Origin of the sequence: Tunturiibacter gelidiferens (assembly GCF_051013345.1) — a bacterium.
GTDB classification, from domain to species: domain Bacteria; phylum Acidobacteriota; class Terriglobia; order Terriglobales; family Acidobacteriaceae; genus Edaphobacter; species Edaphobacter gelidiferens_A.
On the sequence record NZ_CP132939.1, the window covers coordinates 137,807 to 155,499 of the forward strand.

Consider the following 17,693-nt stretch of genomic DNA (forward strand, 5'->3'; position numbering starts at 1 on the left):
GAAATGACGACGCGCAACTTCCGGATGGTCGGCTAACCGCACCTTACTCCCCTTAGCTCGAACCAGACATCATCCTGACCGAACCGCAACCGCGGCACCGCACGCCTCCGGCGCGGATGAGACTTTGCACACCCCTTGGTGATTGCCGAAGTGGCAGCATTCCGTTGAACTGGATGGCAGCATAACTTTGCACTTGGTGGCCGCATAACGCTGCACTGGGTGGCAGAATTGATTGCATTCAGCATGTAAGTCTCATCGCGATGTGGAGCCAATCCAATACATGTTCAGCATGTGGCGCAACCTGATGGTGAATGGCCCGCAAACCGGCATCGCCATCGGTCAGAACTGTGACCGAAGTGGCTTCATCGACTCCGCACTTCCGCAACGCAAGACCGACCGCGCTCACCGCCTCGGAACCTCCGTTGCGCACGAAAGCAAAGCGTGCGGCATGCCCATCGCGATCCAGCGCCTTGCCAGCAAGGACTTCAAAGTTTCGGAGCCCTGCAAAGAACTAGTAGTCGGCTTCGATGGTGGGTACGTAAGGAATCGACACCAGCGACCGGAACGGTCGGCGGAAGTGCTCGCTGCTGCTACGTCAAAGGTTCTGAAGCCGCCTACCCACATTCATCGTCCGGTTGAGCATGGTGCTGGCAGTTGCCTTTGCAGACAAAGGAAGAAGCTCGCCCACGAACCGAAAGAGGACCTCGGGTTCGTGCTTTCACTAAGTGCGTTGCCCGATATCGCCGCGATTCGCCTCATGCTGAACCGTCTCACCCAGCCATAACACTTTTCAGACACCCTTTTACAAGAAGAACCCGATCAAAAACCCGTGGTTACGGGAGAGCGCGCCCACGTGTAGCGACCGACCTTAGGCTCTCATGCCTCCACGGGGAGTCGCATAGGGACAAGAAAGTCGCTGGCGAGAAGATAGGCGAATAGATGTCCGAGAGGTGGCGCGCGACGCAGCTGGCTTGCCGAAACCCATCCATCCGTCTCACTCCACTCCCAATCGTTAGCGGAAGCACTCTTCAGCCATTCCCGCAGATCCGCGACGGTCATCGGATAAACGTAGATGCGAACATTCTGGGTGAAGAGACGTGCGAGGGCCTCCAGAAGTTTGCCTTCGAGATTGCCGTAAACGTCTTCAAACGCTCGAATCACCAGGGAAAGACCTCCGACGAAGCGTACAGGCGCCTGTGTATGGCGGTTTACGAGAGCGGTCATGTGGTAGAGCTCGGGTTTACGAAAAAGCAGCACGTCTCCGCCAGCGGCGAGAAGCGCGTCGATGCGACGAAGCAAGTCGGGAGTTTCCGGGGCTGGTTGGTTCGGCGTGTACGGAGCAACGGTGAGGCAAAAAAACCGGCGGGCGCCGATTTTGTTTCGCCAAGGTCTCCCTGAAGCTCTTGAATTGCCGAAGCCAATAATCGCAAATGAACGTGCGAGTGAACGGGATCAGTGTGGCCGAAGTATCCCGGTGCAAGCACAATGGCTTTCTAGTAAAGAACCTCGGTAAGGGGAACAGTGGAGCCCTTGGCGGGGAAAAATACCGCTTCTGCGAATCCCGCACGAACCAAGTGGACTAGCAGGGCTCGGCGATCCCAACTCTCGAATGCTGGCCCGCAAAGGTCCACGTAGTCGATCTCGATTCGCTCTGCGACGACGTCTTGTGCCAGGCCTTCCAAAAATGATTCCTTGCTTTGCACTTCATAGAACGCGGCATAGATGAGGTTGACGCACAGAATACCGATGGCTTGCTGCTGGAGGACATTCGAAAGATCGCGCATATTGATGTGCAGCAGGACGTCGTTGGGGGTACCACCGGGCTGCAACTGGAACCGGAGACCGATCCAGCCATGTGAGTCGTTGGTTCCGGCGAAGTTACGGGCGGAGACGGTATCAACAAAGCAGAAGAACCGAGTCTGCGGCCCACGGGTTTTGCTTAATTGCGTGAGAAGTTGGGTCCATTCGTTGTCCAGCATCGCCTCGAGTCGCTGTTTGGATACGTAGCGCGAACCGGAGCCGTAGAGATCATCGCTGACTTCCTTGTCGTAAGCGGAAATGGTTTTAGCCACCGTGCCGGAAGCCCCTCCCACGAGAAGGAACCAACGCGCGACTTCCTGTCCGGCGCCGATTTCGGCGAAAGAACCGAAGGTGGATGTATCGAGATTCAGGGTGAGCGCTTTGTGGTGAGTGTCGAGTTTTCGAGCGGAAGGCATAGCCAAGGTCCAGTTGGGCAACCGTCTGGGAGGTGTGAAGCGTCGCTTGATAGCGACTGAAACTAGTCGCGCAAAGAAGATTCTACCCTCTGCCACTCACTCATGAACAGCGGCATAGCCGGGTGAAGTGCACCACTGTCCTCCTCACTCCATTGCCCACACACAATTTTCTTAGCAGCATCCGCTAGGTTCGCTGTCTCCTCAACTATCGCGAGCAATTACGAAGTCTCTTGCGAAAGAACTCGGCCCCGCAGGATCCGCGTGAATTCGGTTAACCCGGGAGTGGTCATGACGGAAGGATTCATTTCAGCAGGCCTCGCCGACAGTCCGATGGAGAGACACAACGTGGAGCTAACTCCTCTGGCAGCATCGAACAGCCGAACGACATCGGACCTCCTGTTGTCTTCCTGACGTCGGATGACGGACGCTGGATTACGGGCGAGACGCTCATTGTCTCTGGTGGCGAACGAGTTGCTGCCGAGCCGCTATTTCCTCTTCCGCTCTTCGTAGACCAATGCCAGGTCGACAGTTAATTCGGCTCTGTTGCATTAACTTTGTTGGTCGCAGTTCTTCCGTTGCGCGGTTTACCTCAGGCAGCGATATCGAAGATGTCGAACAGCTTGTTTACGAATCGCACCTCGTCTTTGACATGCGGCTTACACGTGAGGCAATGTCCTCGGCGGATCATCCGCATCACCTCGAACCCCTTCATCGTAGCGGCGGCCGTCTTCATGGTCTGAAAGCCTCGCGTGGGGCGAATGACTCGCTTCAGAGCCCCGTAGTCGGCTTCAATGATGTTGTTCAGATACTTGCACGTGCGATGCTTGGTATCGCTTGATAGCTTGCCTTCTCGTTGTAGCCGGCTAATGGCTTTTGGATAAGAGCCGAGTTGGTCCGTGGTCAAACCGGCCATGCTTGTCGACGGCCCGGAACAGGAACTTCCAGTGGCCACCGACCTTCATATACGTCTCGTCCACTCGCCACGAGGTCGCACGGTACCCGCTGGTACCAGCGGACCCGCTTCTCAAGCTCAGGCGCGTAGCGATGAACCCAGCGCATGATCGTAGACGGATCCACGTCTACGCCGCGTTCCTGCATCATCTCCGCCAGATCCCGGGAGCTTATCCCATACTTGCAGTACCAGCGAACGCACACCAGGATGATATCCACAGGGAAACGACGGCGCTTGAACATGAACAAGGCTCCTCGGCCAACGACTCCAGACTACGACACCCGTTAATGCAACAGAGCCAGAATTCCTGCCAAGATTAGATTTGAGGGCTTAGCGTGCAAAGAGCGCCTCGGAGGCTGCACGCAACCAGAGGGCGACCGCCTTCGCTCCTGGATCGGGACAGCCGAGCACACGATGTCCAAGATAACTCGACCGCCCCAGACGGGGCTTCATTCTGGCCGTCGCTTCGACGCCGCCTTCCGCCGCTTCAACCGCGGCCAGGATCGCCTCGCGCGACGCCTTCCCGCCGACCCCTTTCCTCAAAGCCTTCACGAATGGATCGAGCGCATCCAGGATGGTCCGATCGCCTGGCTTTGCGCCACCCAATTCACTGATGGCGCGGCAGCCTTGATCGAGCGCTTCGGCCCACTGCGCCAATCCCATTGCGCCGGATTTTTCCAGAACGTTGCCGCAACGCAGAAAAAGCACACCGTAGAACGGCCCTGATGATCCACCCAACTCGCGCCGTAGGGTATGACCGATCGCTCTAAATGTAGCGGGAACATCGTCCAAGGGATACGAACCTACCGCACCTTGCACAGCCTTGGCCGCGCGCTCCATGCTGGTGCCCAGGTCGCCGTCACCTGTAACGCGGTCCATCTCAGTAAGCTCACCCTCTGCGCCTAGCAGAGCCTTGCACGCGGCCTCGATGGCGTGCCTTGTTTTTCTGCCTGCCTCCGATTGCGCTCCCCTGCCGGTCGGCGAACTCACCTTCGTGTTGACCTCCGCTGCGATCTGCGCTTCCGGTTTGCCCGGGCGTTGTTTCAGCGCGTTGGGCCATGCGGGAGCCGTCGTAACGGCATCGAGCCAGCGCAGCCACTCGTCGTTGACACCGAGAACGGTGATTGAGATCCCCGCCATATCCAGTGATGAGAGAAATGTTCCGGCATATATTCGCTCCACCGTAATTCCTTTGCTTTCGAGAAAGCGCATCGCATGGCGAGCCACAATCGCCAGCTCCATCTCCGTGGTTGCGCCAAGATTGTTCACCATCACTGCCACGCGCTTTTCGTCACCGAAACTTCCGTACTTCAGAACGTCGGCCAGCAACGTCTCGGTCAGCTCGTCCGCATTCTGCAGTCGCATCCGCTTCACGCCGGGTTCCCCGTGAATACCGAGGCCGAGCTCCATCTCATGCTCGTCGAGCTCAAAGCTCGGTTTTCCGACTGCGGGTGAAGTTCCGGCAGAAAACGAAACGCCCATGGTCGCTAGGGACTCAACCGCCGCTCTTCCCATTGCCGCTACATCGGCCAGGCTCTTGCCTTCAGCCGCGGCAGCCCCCACCAGTTTGTGAATGAAAATAGTGCCGGCGAGACCACGCGCACCGGTAGCCTGCTCTGTTCCCTTTAGGGCAACGTCATCATCCACGACGATCATTTCGACCGAAATACCTTCAGCACGCGCCATCTCCGCCGCCAGACCGAAGTTCAGCCGGTCGCCGGTATAGTTCTTGACTACCAGGAGTGCACCGGGCTCTCCCGAGACCGCCTTGATAGCGGCGAAGACGGAGTCACTGCTTGGCGAGGTGAAGACTTCTCCGACCACAGCTGCACTCAGCATACCAACGCCAATGTAGCCCGCGTGCGCAGGCTCGTGCCCGCTGCCACCGCCAGAGATTACCGCGACCTGTTGGTCATGGGCCTGCTCCGCATCTGCATAGACCATCACTTTGTGTCCCAACAAACGCGTCGAGTTTGGGCGAAGCACGGCCAGGCCTTGCATCATTTCTTCCACGACATCTTCGGTACGGTTAATGAACTTTTTCATGACAAAGCCAATGTACAGCGTCGAGTCGTAGGCCTATTTCCCAAGTGGTCATTTCGCCGGAAAGCAAGGCAAGGCCTGCACAGGTCTAAACCGGAGGGCTTCGGGGTCAAACTCTCCAATCTCTACATCACGAAAGAAGACCTTGTAGAAGTCTTCTGCAACAAGTTCAAAGCCGAGATCCTCAAAGCGTAAGACTTGGCTGACGAACACTCTGCCCTTGTGCCAACTGATGTCTCCGCTGTTATTCAAAATTGTGCGAGGATTGTCTAGCTATCATGGCCTCGAATCTGCCGTTCCCGAGCCGCGGGTCTGGGCTGATGTCCTCAGGTATGCTCTTCCTGAAGACATCATGGCAGGCTTCAAAGTCCACCACCGGGAAGAGGACATATTCAAGTACGCATACGGTGCCGTCGAGAATTCAGATATTCAAACTATCTGGCTTCTAACCTTCTTCGAAAAGCGGACGTTTATCGCAAGTATTTCGAGCAACGGAATTTGATGGATAATAAGGGACACCTCCGGGGGACTCGGTTACATTGATGGTTCGAATTCCGGAATTTGGGTGTAGGTAGGGCGACATCAACTCCATGAGTTCCTGGTCGGCGCTCAAAAATAAATGGAACCTACCCGAAGCCGTTAGAGAATGAATTACGGCGCGCAAGCAAACGAAGTCACTCACAAGAACCGGCAGATTCAGTGCAGTCTCGCCGATCCTGATCGAAGATATTCGCGAAATCATCGGAGAGGCACGTCGAAACGTCGCCACAACCGTCAACGCCGGCCTTACCTTGCTTTACTGGCGCATTGGCAAACGGATCGTTGATGAAGTTCTCGGCAAAGAACGGGCCGCTTATGGTCAACAGATTGTCGTATCGGTGGCGCGACAATTGGTTCAGGAATATGGTCCAAGTTTCGGCGAGAAGAACTTGCGACGGATGATGCAGTTTGCCGAAGTCTTCCCCGAGGAGGAAATTGTCGTATCGCTGATACGACAATTGAGCTGGACTCATTTCATAGCGCTGCTACCCATTAAGAACCCGCTTCAACGGGACTTCTACGCCGAGCTTTGCCGAGTGGAAGGCTGGAGCGTCAGCAAGTTGCGGCAAAAAATGGACTCCATGCTCTTCGAACGAACGGCTCTGTCCCGTAAGCCAGAGAAGTTGGCACGCAAGGAGCTTAGCGCCCTGCGCTCAGATGGCCAATGGATGCCGGATATGGTATTTCGCGACCCCTACATTCTGGATTTCCTTAATCTCTCCGATAACTACAGCGAACGGGACTTAGAGACCGCTATCCTTCGCGATATTGAAGCCTTTCTGCTGGAGATGGGAGGCGGATTCAGTTTCGTCACCCGTCAGAAGCGAATGGTGATCGACGGCGAAGACCATACCCTTGATTTGCTCTTCTATCATCGTCGCCTGCGCCGGCTGGTCGCGGTCGAACTGAAACTCGGCAAGTTCAAAGCTGCCTACAAGGGACAGATGGAGCTCTACCTACGCTGGCTGGAGGAAAACGAACAGGAGTCCAGTGAGGAGTCGCCGCTCGGCTTGATCCTGTGCGCGGAAGGAGGACATGAAAGCATCGCCTTGCTTCGATTGGATCAAGCTGGCATCCGAGTCGGTCAATATCTCACGGAACTGCCCCCAAAACAAATTCTTGAACGCAAACTGCATGAGGCCATAGCACTGTCCCGAGCTTTGCTTGAGAGTCGCACGGAAAGGCAAGGTCGGAAAAAGACCACACCTAAACACAAGGCGAAGGCGAACAAGTAATTGCAAGCACCTCTTCTAAAAACCTATCGACGATTTGCCGCGCCTTCAGGCGTCAGCGTGTCAGATTGAATCGGCGCATTTGCCGTTCCCGTTGGCGCGTCGGCTGATGCGAGGCTTCGACGCGATTGTTGGCGTACCGCTCCACCCTGTGAGTCACGTTGCTGAAGATGCTTCGCATGGCAGCGGAGTAGCTTCTCAATTTGTCGGTAATGATCTGCAGTGGTTCCGAACCTTGGCCACGCAAGAGTTTTCGAAAGAATCGCTCTGCGCCCGCTGATCACGATGCGGCTGGACCAGAATGTCGATCACGTCGCCGTCCTGATCCACGGCCCGCCACAAATACCGCTGTTGGCCGTTGATGCGAATGAAGACTTCACCGGCACCAGTGTTTCAGGTTTCGTGCGCAAGTTGACAATGCCTCCTTTTCCCAGTCGGCAAGGGGTTGTGGGGGATTTTTGTGGGACCCTGTAACGCGGGCACGGCATCCGGACAGCCCGCGGCGGCGAATGGAGTGCGGTACAGGTGCAGCGGATGCTGCAGGCTTAGCGTCCTTTGTGGCCGTCGACGATTTGGTGAATACCTTCATACTTCCTCGTGGTCTTGGCCGGCACGACTTCGCAGATGAGATTTATCGTCAAGCTTTTGCCGTAGTAGAACTTTCGATCACTGACACGATATTCACGATCTCCGTGCACGACCGTATCGCCCGCAGCTGGGATCGGTTGATTGCTGTTCGTGTCGACGCCTATTGTGAACGCAATATCGCCGCCGCTGTATACGTTGATTTTGGTTTCCATGATCGACAGCGTACCTCCGAACGCACCGTCATTATTCAGGCTGTGACTGTCACGTTTCGTTCATATGATAATGCCGCGGTCGGCCATTAGCTGCTCAACGAAGTCCAAATACGAACTCCATTCGGCGTTTTCCCTGAGGTTCTCGGTCACGTGAGCACGCATCTTGATCAGGCCATCATTTGGCAGGATCCGCACTTGTTTTTTCCAATCGTCAAACTTGGGAAGTGGCTCCTTGCGGTCATCAACGACTAGCTTGTCTGGCATGTGCTCGATTTTAGTTCATCTGAACGATGAAGTTTTCGCGGCCGTAGTCAATCTGGCTAAGATAGCGCCATTTTAGACGCTTCGCTTATTAGAAGCGGCGCGAAAAAGCGAGGAATCACCCGACAGTTGAGACCTACTGTGAGGCCGTCGAACTTACAGCGGGCCAGATTGATGTGATGGGTCTCCGACCAGGCGAGGGCAAACTGGCCTGATGCCGACGTCCTTATCTTTTAGGCGCCATTCAGCATGTCAGGCCCATTGTTTCTGACGTTACCGACAAGACGATTCGCTGGTGTCATGCGCATGCCCTCCGATTCGTAAGGGCGCAGCAGATCGAGCGGCGGCCGGGCTTCGTCGTAGTCGTTGAGCCAGCGGTCGTAGTCGCGCGGATGCAAGATGACTAGCATGCGATCGTGGATAGGATCCGTCAGTTCGTTGGCTTCGGTGGTGACGATGGAGAAGGTATCCAGAGGAGGGTGCGTGCTTCCCTTCCTCGGCCGCCACTCAGAGAACAACCCGGCGAGAGCATACGGCGCTCCATCGGGCATCTCGAACTTATAAAGAGGTCTGGACCCTGCCTTTGGTTTAGCCGGCTGCTTTGGCTTCGACTGGATGTCACCGAACAATCCATGCTCTTCCGGCTCGATCGGCGGCGGCTGTGGCAGACTGGGGCGCTGCAACCACTCATAGAAACCGTCGACCGGCACGAGACAGCGGGCCTGTTGAAACGGGCTCTTCCAGATGGACTTGTCGAGGATCGACTCAGTGCGGGCATTCGTGGTGGAGAAGATCTTGAAGGAGTCAGGATCTGCAATCTTTGCCGGGACCAGCCCCCAGCGCATCAGTGCGAGTTCGCGCTCACCGGTTTCAGCGTTTGACCGGATGACCGGTTGAAAGGTGCTTGGTGCGATGTTGTAATCCGTAGGCAGCTCGAAGCCGGGCGGAAGTCTGCCGACCTTGAAGGCCTCAGCAATGCGTTGCTTGTCAGATCGCCGATAGTAACGCCCGCACATAGTTATTCGTTGGTCTCGCCGATCGTTGCGCTGCCGCCGCCCATAAAGATGCTCCGGCCTCCTGCAAAGGCACTCGGAGCTCTTTTTATTTAGGCTGCTTTCAGCGGCTTGATTTTGGACACGGCGGTTTTGTCCGCGTTGCGCAGATCGTAATCGTTCTGCAGATTGAGCCAGAACTGAGCCGGAAGACCGAAGTACTTCCCTAGGCGGAGCGCCGTATCAGCTGAAATGGAACGCTTGCCAAGGACGATGTCGTTCACCCGTGGTGCCGGAACTGCAATATCCTTTGCCACGCGGTAAGCGGTAAGGCTGAGCGGCTTCATGAACTCCTCGAGAAGAATCTCGCCCGGATGAATCGAAGATATGTTTGTTGACACGGTATTCATTTGTTCACCTTCTCTTTCAGTGGTAGTCAACAACCTCTACGTCGTGAGCATTCCCTTCCGACCATCTGAAGCAGATCCGGTACTGATCATTGACACGGACGCTGTGCTGCCCCTTACGATCCTTTGTGAGGGCCTCGAGATGGTTGGCGGGAGGAATCTTCAGGTTCGACAGTTCGATAGCAGCATTTAGGATGGCAAGCTTACGGAGAGCGGAGCGGCGAAGATCAGCTGGGATTCTGCGGGATTTCCCCTTCTCCCAGAGCATCTTTGTGTCCGCGTCACCAAAGCTTACTATCATGATTGGATAATATCGCGACGCGTTAGTAACGTCAAGCGTTATGCTATAAATTAGCTCGGTCAATCCAAGGCTTTTGGATCACTGGACTGGCCCAGCCAAAAGATGGCCTGCCTCCCTTGTTCGCCATCCAGAATTGAGCCTGCTTCCTGACTCGAGGGGAAGTATCCTCATGCGCCATTCGAATCAGCTCCGTCAGACCTGCTGGATCTTTGGTCAACGATAGGTCGAAGGTTAGCTTCTCGCGAAACCTCTCATCTCCGTCTGTGCGGGCCAGGTGTTGAATAGCCAGAAAGCCTTCATAATCGCGCTGGCTTGCGAGCCAGAACGCCACCTTCTCCGAATCTTCAGATCGTTTTCTTCCCCAGTGAGGCTGATGAGAGCCGCTGTTGCAGCAGGATTTTGATGAATAGAGATGGCAAAGATCGCACTGTCGCGCAGATGTTCAGCGTCATTCCGGCGTGCCAGATCAGCCAAAACACGAACACTATCTTCCGCATCAACGCCGTTCAGCCAAACCAGCGGAAGTCCGTCGGCATCCAATGCTCGATCTGGATTCACCACGTGAAGCTTCGTCCCTGCGCCATCCGCTACCTTCACTAAAATCAGCGCGTGATCGTAGGATTTGATGTTTTCTTCCGACGAATCTGTCAAGGTGTGGCTGTTGTCCTCTTCAAGATACTCAACGTGGTTGGATCGCGTTCCCGAAGAGATTCTTTCTTTGACTGCAATGGAGTAGCCAACCCAGGTCGCGCCTTTCTGCGCCTTCAATCCGTCCAGCACGGCGCTGAGACCATGGTCAACAGTCTGTATCTTCCATTGGGCGTGAAGTATCTCTGGCGGTTGCGCCAAAAGAGTGGTAACTGCAAACAGCATCATACCAGCGGCATAAATGCGCACGAGGGTTCGCATTGATATATTCTCCTGAACATCTGAATTGGTTTTAGGGCGTTGATTTGCTGGGAACGAAGCTACGGCTTACTCAATAGCTCTATCATGTAGTCCGTTGCGGCCTTGTCATTCATCAGAGCGAGCTGGGAAACGATGCTCCGCTTCAACTCGAGGTCCTTCTCATTGCGGGCCAGCTCAACCATCCTCGGTGCATCCTGAGTAATAAACAGTCCAGAGATGACTGACCTCTTAATCTTCGGGTCGCTGGTCGTCTTATAGACCTCCACGAGCGTATCGTTCGAGCGCTTGCCTTCGAAAACGGCGATCGACCGAATGGCTTCACGTTGGAGGTCGGGGCCCATCTTTCCCATCGCCGCATCGCGCAGAATGACGTCAGCATCGGGCGATTTGCTTTGTGCCAATACAAACAGCGCATGCTTCTTCATGGCGGGCGACCCGTTCCCAGTGAGAACCCCTCTCAAGAGAGGAATAGCCCGCGCCGGATCCTGATTCAGCAGCGAGTTCAAGGCCAACATTTTCAGATCTTCATCTGAACCGTGTGGAGGATTGCTGTTATCCCATATTTCCGCATCTTCCACTGCGGGATCGGCGATTGCCCGCACCTGAGCATTCACATTTTTCATACTCTCAGCTAAGGCCTGGGTATCGATATGTACATTCACAGTCAACGCGGAGCAGTCTCGATTCCACTGACTATTGGGATCCTGCGCATGTAGCTGGTCGCACGTTGCCGCAGCTAACTGAGGTTTGCCCAGCTTGTTCAGCGAATAGGCCTTCCAGTAAACTGCCGCGTCGACGCGCTTCCCTTTCGCGTTAATCACTTTGTCAAAAGAGACAACCGCATCCAGCCAGCGATGCTCATCCATTGCTTTCGAGCCCGCCGTGTAGGCGGCATCGTCCTGCACCGGTGCAGCACTCGGTTCTGGCGTGAGCGCATGGATGGAAGACACTCCCACCGAGGAAAACAGTAGTACCGAGGAGAGTGTAATTCTAGAAAAAGACATCATTGTGACGCTCCTTGATTTCGATCGTCGTTCTGCCGCAGAATCCTAATGTCTAACAGCAATCCACTTGTATTCATCTCCAGCCGCAGCCTCCACGTGCTGTGTGAGGTTTCCGGTTCATTGTCCAGTGTGGTCAGCACACGGCCGAGGTTTTCTAACACCGCTGCTTGCGCCACATCTCCGCTCTGCCTCGCACTGTGAACATAAACCGTGTTTTTCAACAACAAGTTATGTGTCTGTTCGCGCGTAGTGTCATCCAGTGGCCCCTGAGTATTGTTGACCTCAGTGAGCAAGCGCTCTGCGGAGTCAAGATGGTCCGCAATCGCCGGATCGCGGGGCTCGGTCGTCAGGGGTCCATGTCCGTTGATCGCGAAATTTGGCCGTGTCTTCATCGTGTGGTTCCCATGCAACGCAATGAAGACCAGCACGAGGAGCGCTGCCATCGCCAAGCCAACCGCCGGCCATATGAGCTTCCACCGCAGACCAAACCGCTTCGGTCGATCCTCGCTTAGTACGCTCAGATTTCCACGCAACCGCTGCCAGTTTCTCTCCAGATCAAGCTTCGGGGCTGGCTCTGCGGAAAATACACGCAGCGTCTCCGCGATCGACTCCGACACGGCCGCGCACTCCACACACTCTTCCAGATGCCGGCGAATTGCAGCCTCATTCGAGCTCTCATGCAACTGATATGCAACTAAGTCCTCTTCTGGGAAATGTTTCATCGCAAACCTCCTGCAACAGGCGCAAGCGATCGCCGCAGCTTCGAAACGGCCCGAAAAACGGCCTGTTTCGCTGAGTTCACCGTGATATTCAGCGCCCTTGCAATCTCTAACATCGGAACCTCTTCCATATGCCTCATCGTGAACGCGGCTCGCTCCATCGGTGTCAACGCCGCCATCGCTGCTTCACGCAGAGAAGCGGCTTCCCTACCAAGCAACTCACCTTCCGGCCCTGCCTGCTCGTCGGCTACACGCACCGTACGCTCGGCCGCTGAGGGCTCATCCGCAATGCGCGGCGCTCGATAGGAGAGATCGCGGTTGCGTCGTTCTACGAGATTGATAGCCGTATTCATAGCGATTCTTACTATCCAGGTCGAAAAGACAGAGTCCTGCCGAAAGCTGGACAGCCTGTTGTAAGCCCGCAGGAACGCCTCCTGCGCTGCTTCTTCCGCATCTTCTTCATTGCCAGTGATGCGAAACGCCACACGGGCTACCAACGAGAAGTGACGATCCATCAGAACGCGATAAGCGTCTCGATTTCCCCCGAGCACCTCTCGGATCGCTTCTGTCTCTGCCCTATCCATTCGCCGATTAGACAACGGCGTTTCCGTCCGGTTAGGTTCCTGGTGAAATTATTTGGCGAGGTAAGCAATTCATGTCGGTTTTGGTCGACGAGGCGATTGATGTCTGTCGATCTGCCGCGACGGATGGAACGGTGGCTTCAGGAGACAGATCTATCTCTGTCTCAACGTCTCGGAAAAGAAGCTTTATCGTATTCATGCCGGCACTCTAGCATCAAACACCATTTGATTATTCAGGGCTCGCTGAACCAACCCTGATGAAGGCGGCCTCGACGTGTCGCTAGCAGCCCAAATCAACGCAACAACCCAACCGATGAATGTCCAACCGAAGAAGAGATTTACAAGCTTGATGGAGCCAAAATTATTGTGATGACGCCGTTTCGCTAACAGTGTTGGATACCAGTAAATGAGAATGCGATCGCGATGAGACAAAGGACCAGAAGCACTGTAGGAAACTCGGCGTGTTGCATCTCTTACCCCCGCTTGATGAAAACCCTATCAATCAAAGGGGGATATGGCTGTAAGACTTTAGGGTTACACCTATGACTAGCTAGCTTTGCCGACTAACACCAGTGCGGGCTTGCTGAAGGCAAAGCCGAACGAAGGAGCATTGCGCCGAACAGATTCCTGCTTGAAGGTCGGACACAGGTGGGCGTAGTGCCGCATGGTTAGGCGGATCGCTTAAACGCCAGAACGGAAGCAGTTTCGCATTTCAAAATTATCTGTGGAAAGATATCAGCTTCAGTTCAACAGTTGATTGGCGAGGGCCACTTGTTCGCTAAGGCGACTTCTCGGCCAAGTGGACTGCGCTAGCTAAGGGGTACTGAAGTGGTTGACCGAGCTCTTGACCCCATCGCTCTTGCCGGTGGCCTCCATCGAGTCAACGGTGTAGTAGTAGGTCGTCTGCGGCTCGAGTTTATCGAGGCGTACGCGGAAGACCGTCGATGAGTGATCCGGGTTCAACCTGATTGGAGACTTTGCGGTCTCGATCAGGCTATGTGGATCTGTCCCATAGTGCACGATTCCGTAACGCACGGCGGAGCCACCGGGATTGTTCGTCGTCCAGTTGATAATCGTCAAATGCGCCTTCGCCAATTCGATCTCGGGCCCATGGATGATCCGTACCTGCGCAGCTTTTGGAGTCGTTGGACTTTCCTGGGCGGACAGGCTGCTGCTCAAAACCGAGATCGCCAATATTCCAAGCACTCTGTTCATGTTCACACCTCAAAAAGCTCGATGGCCAGATGAGCGAAGGCACATCCACGCCGTTTAACCTTGACGCTACGGAATAGGCGGTTTGGGGACGGGCGTGACGCCGCAGATCGCCGACGCGCAGGGTGGTAGCGGCGGAGTGGGGATCAGCAACTCGTTACCTTGGGTCGCAGCCGAACCGCCCCTCACACAAGCACCCGTATAAGTATCGCTGTTGCGGTAAGGCCTCGTGAAACCGTCCGATAATGTTTGCAGAAACGCAACAATGTCATCCTCCTCCTTATCTGTGAGGCCAAGATTCCCGCTGGTCATATCGATATTGTTCCGTACCTCAGGCATAGGCCAGCAATCGACTTTTTCGGTTGTTCCCTTCGGGCAATGTCCGGAAGTGACCGGATACGCATACTTGTCGCGCGTATTGTAGAAATGTACGAGCTGCTTCAGGCTCTTAATGTAGCCGTTGTGAAAGAACGCCTTCTGGAAGTACGGCCCGGGAGCTTCCGTGGTAGGACATTGCGGCGGTGTCATGGCCACATCGCGCGCCGAAGATACCTGCATTTGGCCGTCGGCGGTAAGTGCGTATTGCTTCCAATTCATGTTTGGGTTGGGACCGGAACCGAACCCGCTTCTTAGGAAAGTCCCAAGTCCCAAATCTCTATAGCCGAAACCGTAAGGGTTGGCAGTGAATTCGTAAGCATCCGGCGTGGTCTCGTAATAGAAAGAATCTCGCGGATTGAGAGGCAGGCCCTCATTGGCCGAGCCAAAGCACGTGAACTGAGGGTTCACCATGGCGGCCGAGCTAGTGTCGGTCTGATTGGACTTGAGAGCGGTTCCTCTTCCGTCGAGGTGGCATGAATTGCAGTTGCCCTTGCCGTCGAAGAGCTTGAACCCCGCCATCTCCTCTGGGGTGAGCTTGTACTTGCCGGCCAGGAGCGCGTCGAATTTCGATGAGAAGGCGCTGACCTGCGCGGACTGCTCGTATGCGTCAATCGACTGCGCCCAACGGTCGTAGACCGTATTGGCGCGGGTTCGGTCGGCCGCACCTAGAGGAATCGGCGTGGTGCGCCCGCCAAACACCGCAGCCCCACCAGGGGTCGCACAGATCTGCTCCGTCTCACTCGGAAAGTTGATTTCGAACGAGCCCTTGCCCCATACCTCCTCAAAGAGAGGTCGGTACACAGCCTGCGAAAGCCGGAATGCGATGCAGGCAGTGTCGGGGAGGCCCATTTCCTGAGTATCGACGGGAGGGCCCTGTGCCTGCTCGGCGTCGGGAATCCTTAGCAAATACCCGGTCGCGCGTGAGTCGAAGAAATTTCCCCCAAAGAATTGGCCCTGTGCCTGGTTGTATTGGAGCACAGGGAAGAAGGGTGAATACGGGTGTCGCTGCGGTGTCCGCTTGCCCGCCCGAGTGTGAACCGATCCGGGATACGCGCTTATTGTCAGGTTGGCCGAGGGGATCGGCCCGCCGAAGCCTACGTACGGCATGTGGCACGACGCGCACGCCTGATTTCTTTTGGTTGATATGTTCTTGTCGAAAAGCATGAACTCGCCGAGCGTCTCTACTGCTTCAGTTCCGATATCCCTAAGCACGGGCGGCTGACCAGTCAGAATCGGGGGCTGTAACCCGTGCCAGCGTGCAAGCGCTCGGTCTTCGATGACGTCTACCTCCCGTTGAACACGATCGATCTCGGAATTCAAATCGGGCGGGAGGATGCCAGGCGGGTACGGGTTGTAAACCGAGTCTGAGAGAGCGGGTCCACTCCGCGGCGACACCTTTGGTTTGGCCAGGGTCATCAGCAGCGCCAGTATACAAACTACAACGACCGCTACTATCGCCAGCATTCGCCGATCCATAGATAACCTCTTCGTGAGTCGTCGTTCGGGTTGTTATGACGTCCGGATACGGTATCCGTAATGCTAAACGCGCTTCTCGTCACTTTACTCCCGGTTTGTCGGCAACTCGGAAACAATTCCCCCGCCGACGATCCGAACTTGGCGACATAGTTCCCGCTAAGCGGGAACCTGAGCAACTTCAGGCACCGTCAGAGCTATCATTGAACCGAAAGACCCTGCCGAAATCGGGGCTTTGCAGGCATCATCCCAAAACGGGGCTGGCACGTCGCTGCACGTTGGTTATGCTTCGGCAAGGAATGACCTCAGCGATAGCGAACCATGGAGAGAGTCTGGCTCCGCTTATGCCCCGCGCAGGGTTCCGCTATGTTTTCCTGGGAATAGAAAACGTTTTGGAGAGTGACCTCAAATTCCTGCATGCGTCCGCAAAGAACACCGCACGCGCTGATGGCAAGAACCTGGGCAACGCGACCCTTCAGGCAATCGAATATCTGCATCGCAATAGGATGTATGTGATCGGAGGCCTAATCGTTGGCAGTCCAAACGATACAGTCGAGTCGATTGAGGCCAACCTCGCGTTCGCCCGCCAGTACGTGGATTGGCCATACATTCAGCATCCGACTCCCTATCCCCGAACCCCAATCACCGATGATTTTCGCCGCCGTGGTCTGATAGAAAACGAACAATTGGAAGAGTATGACGGCACAACCTCAGTCGTGCGGAATGAGCACCTCTCAGCAGATGAAATTGAGTATCTGCGCTGGAAGGCCGAGCGTGGTATGAAGACCCGCCACATGCCCGCGGCATTTCGCCATGATCCCTGGTTCGTTGCGCGGAATGTCGCCAAGATGGCTGCCCACACCTACCGCGGCTCTACACTTCGCACAATGCTGGGATTGGAAGACGAACGGCAAGCCTTCGTGCGCTACAAAGAGATTCGACGGCAGGAACGTCGTCATTACCTCTGACGCTCAGAGAGTTGAATACAGCCGCACGCACTCTCCGATAGAAAGAACTGCCCCTCTCATATCGATCCGCTGGTTCCGGAAAACGTGATTGTGAACTCTTGACCACGAACTTCCGATTACCCGTGCCGGCTCAGACGGTCGACGCAACACTTGCTTGCAGTCTAGCTGCCGGAGTTTGGAAACCCAAAGTTTTTCGCGGACGTTGATTCAAGCGCAGCGCGACCTGGTCGAGCTGCGCTTGCGAGATAGGGGTCCGCAACTTGCGGTTCCCGGCAAGAAGACACCTCTTCGGTCGCAAAGCGGATTTCCAGGCTTGCCTATCCGCATCGTGGGCGCGATAGGCCGATCGGCCGCCATGGCGCGTGACCTCCCGGCTCACTGTCGACGCCGCCCGACCGAGGCCGCTGGCGATCGTGCGGATCGATGAGCTGGACGCGATTCCTCGCGAAATGTCCTCTCGCTCAGCCAAGGTGAGCGCTATGCCAGAGCGCTGGCGAGCGGCTGGAGCAATCCCTCCGCGCGACAACAACACACAGCGAATGCAGTTATGCGGCTTGCCACAGGCACGCCCAATCTCATGCAACGACTCCCCCGCCTTCCATCGCCTCCAGACATCAGCTCTCTGCACAGCAGATAGTCTCGACTGCTTCCCTTCGCTCATAAACACCATCCCTCTATAGAAGAACTTCTACTAGATAGTGTTGC

Annotated in this window: 19 protein-coding genes and 2 pseudogenes; 3 read left to right on the forward strand and 18 right to left on the reverse strand. The window is 55.6% G+C overall.

Annotated features, from left to right (window positions below):
- Positions 1-280 precede the first annotated feature (280 nt).
- Positions 281-784, forward strand: coding sequence for a hypothetical protein (locus tag RBB80_RS00660; RefSeq protein ID WP_433966455.1), 504 nt, complete (start codon positions 281-283; stop codon positions 782-784).
- A gap of 92 nt (positions 785-876) precedes the next feature.
- On the opposite strand, the gene RBB80_RS00665 is transcribed toward RBB80_RS00660, so the two are convergent.
- The 4 genes and pseudogenes from RBB80_RS00665 to RBB80_RS00680 all read right to left on the reverse strand — a co-directional run bounded on the left by RBB80_RS00665 (position 877) and on the right by RBB80_RS00680 (position 5,214).
- Entirely contained in the window at positions 877-1,299 is a 423-nt protein-coding gene (locus RBB80_RS00665; RefSeq protein WP_433966456.1) for a hypothetical protein, read from the reverse strand.
- Positions 1,300-1,493: 194 nt separating this feature from the next.
- Complete coding sequence (locus tag RBB80_RS00670; RefSeq protein ID WP_433966457.1) at positions 1,494-2,237, reverse strand: hypothetical protein; 744 nt, start codon at positions 2,235-2,237, stop codon at positions 1,494-1,496.
- 652 nt (positions 2,238-2,889) lie between these two features.
- Positions 2,890-3,410 (reverse strand): annotated as a pseudogene (locus RBB80_RS00675) (IS6 family transposase); the annotation flags it as partial.
- An 88-nt stretch (positions 3,411-3,498) separates the two neighbouring features.
- Positions 3,499-5,214: a dihydroxyacetone kinase family protein gene (locus RBB80_RS00680; protein WP_433966458.1), complete on the reverse strand. Its 1,716-nt coding sequence runs from the start codon at positions 5,212-5,214 to the stop codon at positions 3,499-3,501.
- Positions 5,215-5,948: 734 nt separating this feature from the next.
- Here RBB80_RS00680 and RBB80_RS00685 point away from each other — a divergent pair.
- Positions 5,949-6,986 carry a PDDEXK nuclease domain-containing protein gene (locus RBB80_RS00685; RefSeq protein WP_433970034.1) on the forward strand — a complete coding sequence of 346 codons (1,038 nt, stop codon included), beginning with the start codon at positions 5,949-5,951 and terminating at the stop codon, positions 6,984-6,986.
- Between the two features lie 52 nt (positions 6,987-7,038).
- Here the strand turns inward: RBB80_RS00685 and RBB80_RS00690 are convergent.
- The 13 genes and pseudogenes from RBB80_RS00690 to RBB80_RS00750 all read right to left on the reverse strand — a co-directional run bounded on the left by RBB80_RS00690 (position 7,039) and on the right by RBB80_RS00750 (position 16,011).
- Positions 7,039-7,352: pseudogene (locus RBB80_RS00690) on the reverse strand (DDE-type integrase/transposase/recombinase).
- 176 nt (positions 7,353-7,528) lie between these two features.
- On the reverse strand, positions 7,529-7,783 hold the full coding sequence (locus RBB80_RS00695; protein ID WP_433966459.1) for a hypothetical protein: 255 nt from the start codon (positions 7,781-7,783) through the stop codon (positions 7,529-7,531).
- 60 nt (positions 7,784-7,843) lie between these two features.
- Positions 7,844-8,047, reverse strand: a complete 204-nt coding sequence (locus RBB80_RS00700) for a hypothetical protein (protein ID WP_433966460.1) — start codon at positions 8,045-8,047, stop codon at positions 7,844-7,846.
- A gap of 230 nt (positions 8,048-8,277) precedes the next feature.
- Entirely contained in the window at positions 8,278-9,060 is a 783-nt protein-coding gene (locus tag RBB80_RS00705; protein WP_433966461.1) for an SOS response-associated peptidase, read from the reverse strand.
- Between the two features lie 89 nt (positions 9,061-9,149).
- Positions 9,150-9,446 (reverse strand): HigA family addiction module antitoxin, encoded by a 297-nt coding sequence (locus RBB80_RS00710; protein ID WP_433966462.1) that lies wholly within the window; start codon positions 9,444-9,446, stop codon positions 9,150-9,152.
- Between the two features lie 16 nt (positions 9,447-9,462).
- Complete coding sequence (locus tag RBB80_RS00715) at positions 9,463-9,711, reverse strand: type II toxin-antitoxin system RelE/ParE family toxin (RefSeq protein WP_433966463.1); 249 nt, start codon at positions 9,709-9,711, stop codon at positions 9,463-9,465.
- 264 nt (positions 9,712-9,975) lie between these two features.
- Positions 9,976-10,653, reverse strand: a complete 678-nt coding sequence (locus tag RBB80_RS00720) for a hypothetical protein (RefSeq protein ID WP_433966464.1) — start codon at positions 10,651-10,653, stop codon at positions 9,976-9,978.
- Positions 10,654-10,712: 59 nt separating this feature from the next.
- Positions 10,713-11,558: a HEAT repeat domain-containing protein gene (locus RBB80_RS00725; protein ID WP_433966465.1), complete on the reverse strand. Its 846-nt coding sequence runs from the start codon at positions 11,556-11,558 to the stop codon at positions 10,713-10,715.
- Between the two features lie 98 nt (positions 11,559-11,656).
- Positions 11,657-12,379 (reverse strand): hypothetical protein, encoded by a 723-nt coding sequence (locus tag RBB80_RS00730; protein WP_433966466.1) that lies wholly within the window; start codon positions 12,377-12,379, stop codon positions 11,657-11,659.
- A complete protein-coding gene (locus tag RBB80_RS00735) occupies positions 12,376-12,927 on the reverse strand; it encodes an RNA polymerase sigma factor (RefSeq protein ID WP_433966467.1) in 552 nt (183 codons plus the stop codon). The genes RBB80_RS00730 and RBB80_RS00735 overlap by 4 nt, the downstream gene beginning before the upstream one ends.
- Before the next feature lie 225 nt (positions 12,928-13,152).
- The gene (locus tag RBB80_RS00740; protein WP_433966468.1) at positions 13,153-13,389 is read right to left on the reverse strand and encodes a superinfection immunity protein; all 237 of its coding nucleotides are present in this window, start codon (positions 13,387-13,389) and stop codon (positions 13,153-13,155) included.
- Positions 13,390-13,770: 381 nt separating this feature from the next.
- Positions 13,771-14,172, reverse strand: coding sequence for a fibronectin type III domain-containing protein (locus tag RBB80_RS00745; protein WP_433966469.1), 402 nt, complete (start codon positions 14,170-14,172; stop codon positions 13,771-13,773).
- A 66-nt stretch (positions 14,173-14,238) separates the two neighbouring features.
- Complete coding sequence (locus RBB80_RS00750) at positions 14,239-16,011, reverse strand: cytochrome-c peroxidase (RefSeq protein ID WP_433966470.1); 1,773 nt, start codon at positions 16,009-16,011, stop codon at positions 14,239-14,241.
- A gap of 293 nt (positions 16,012-16,304) precedes the next feature.
- Between RBB80_RS00750 and RBB80_RS00755 the strand changes: the two genes are divergently transcribed.
- Entirely contained in the window at positions 16,305-16,988 is a 684-nt protein-coding gene (locus RBB80_RS00755; protein WP_433966471.1) for a hypothetical protein, read from the forward strand.
- A gap of 130 nt (positions 16,989-17,118) precedes the next feature.
- Here RBB80_RS00755 and RBB80_RS00760 read toward each other — a convergent pair whose 3' ends face one another.
- Positions 17,119-17,649 carry a helix-turn-helix domain-containing protein gene (locus RBB80_RS00760; protein WP_433966472.1) on the reverse strand — a complete coding sequence of 177 codons (531 nt, stop codon included), beginning with the start codon at positions 17,647-17,649 and terminating at the stop codon, positions 17,119-17,121.
- Positions 17,650-17,693 lie beyond the last annotated feature (44 nt).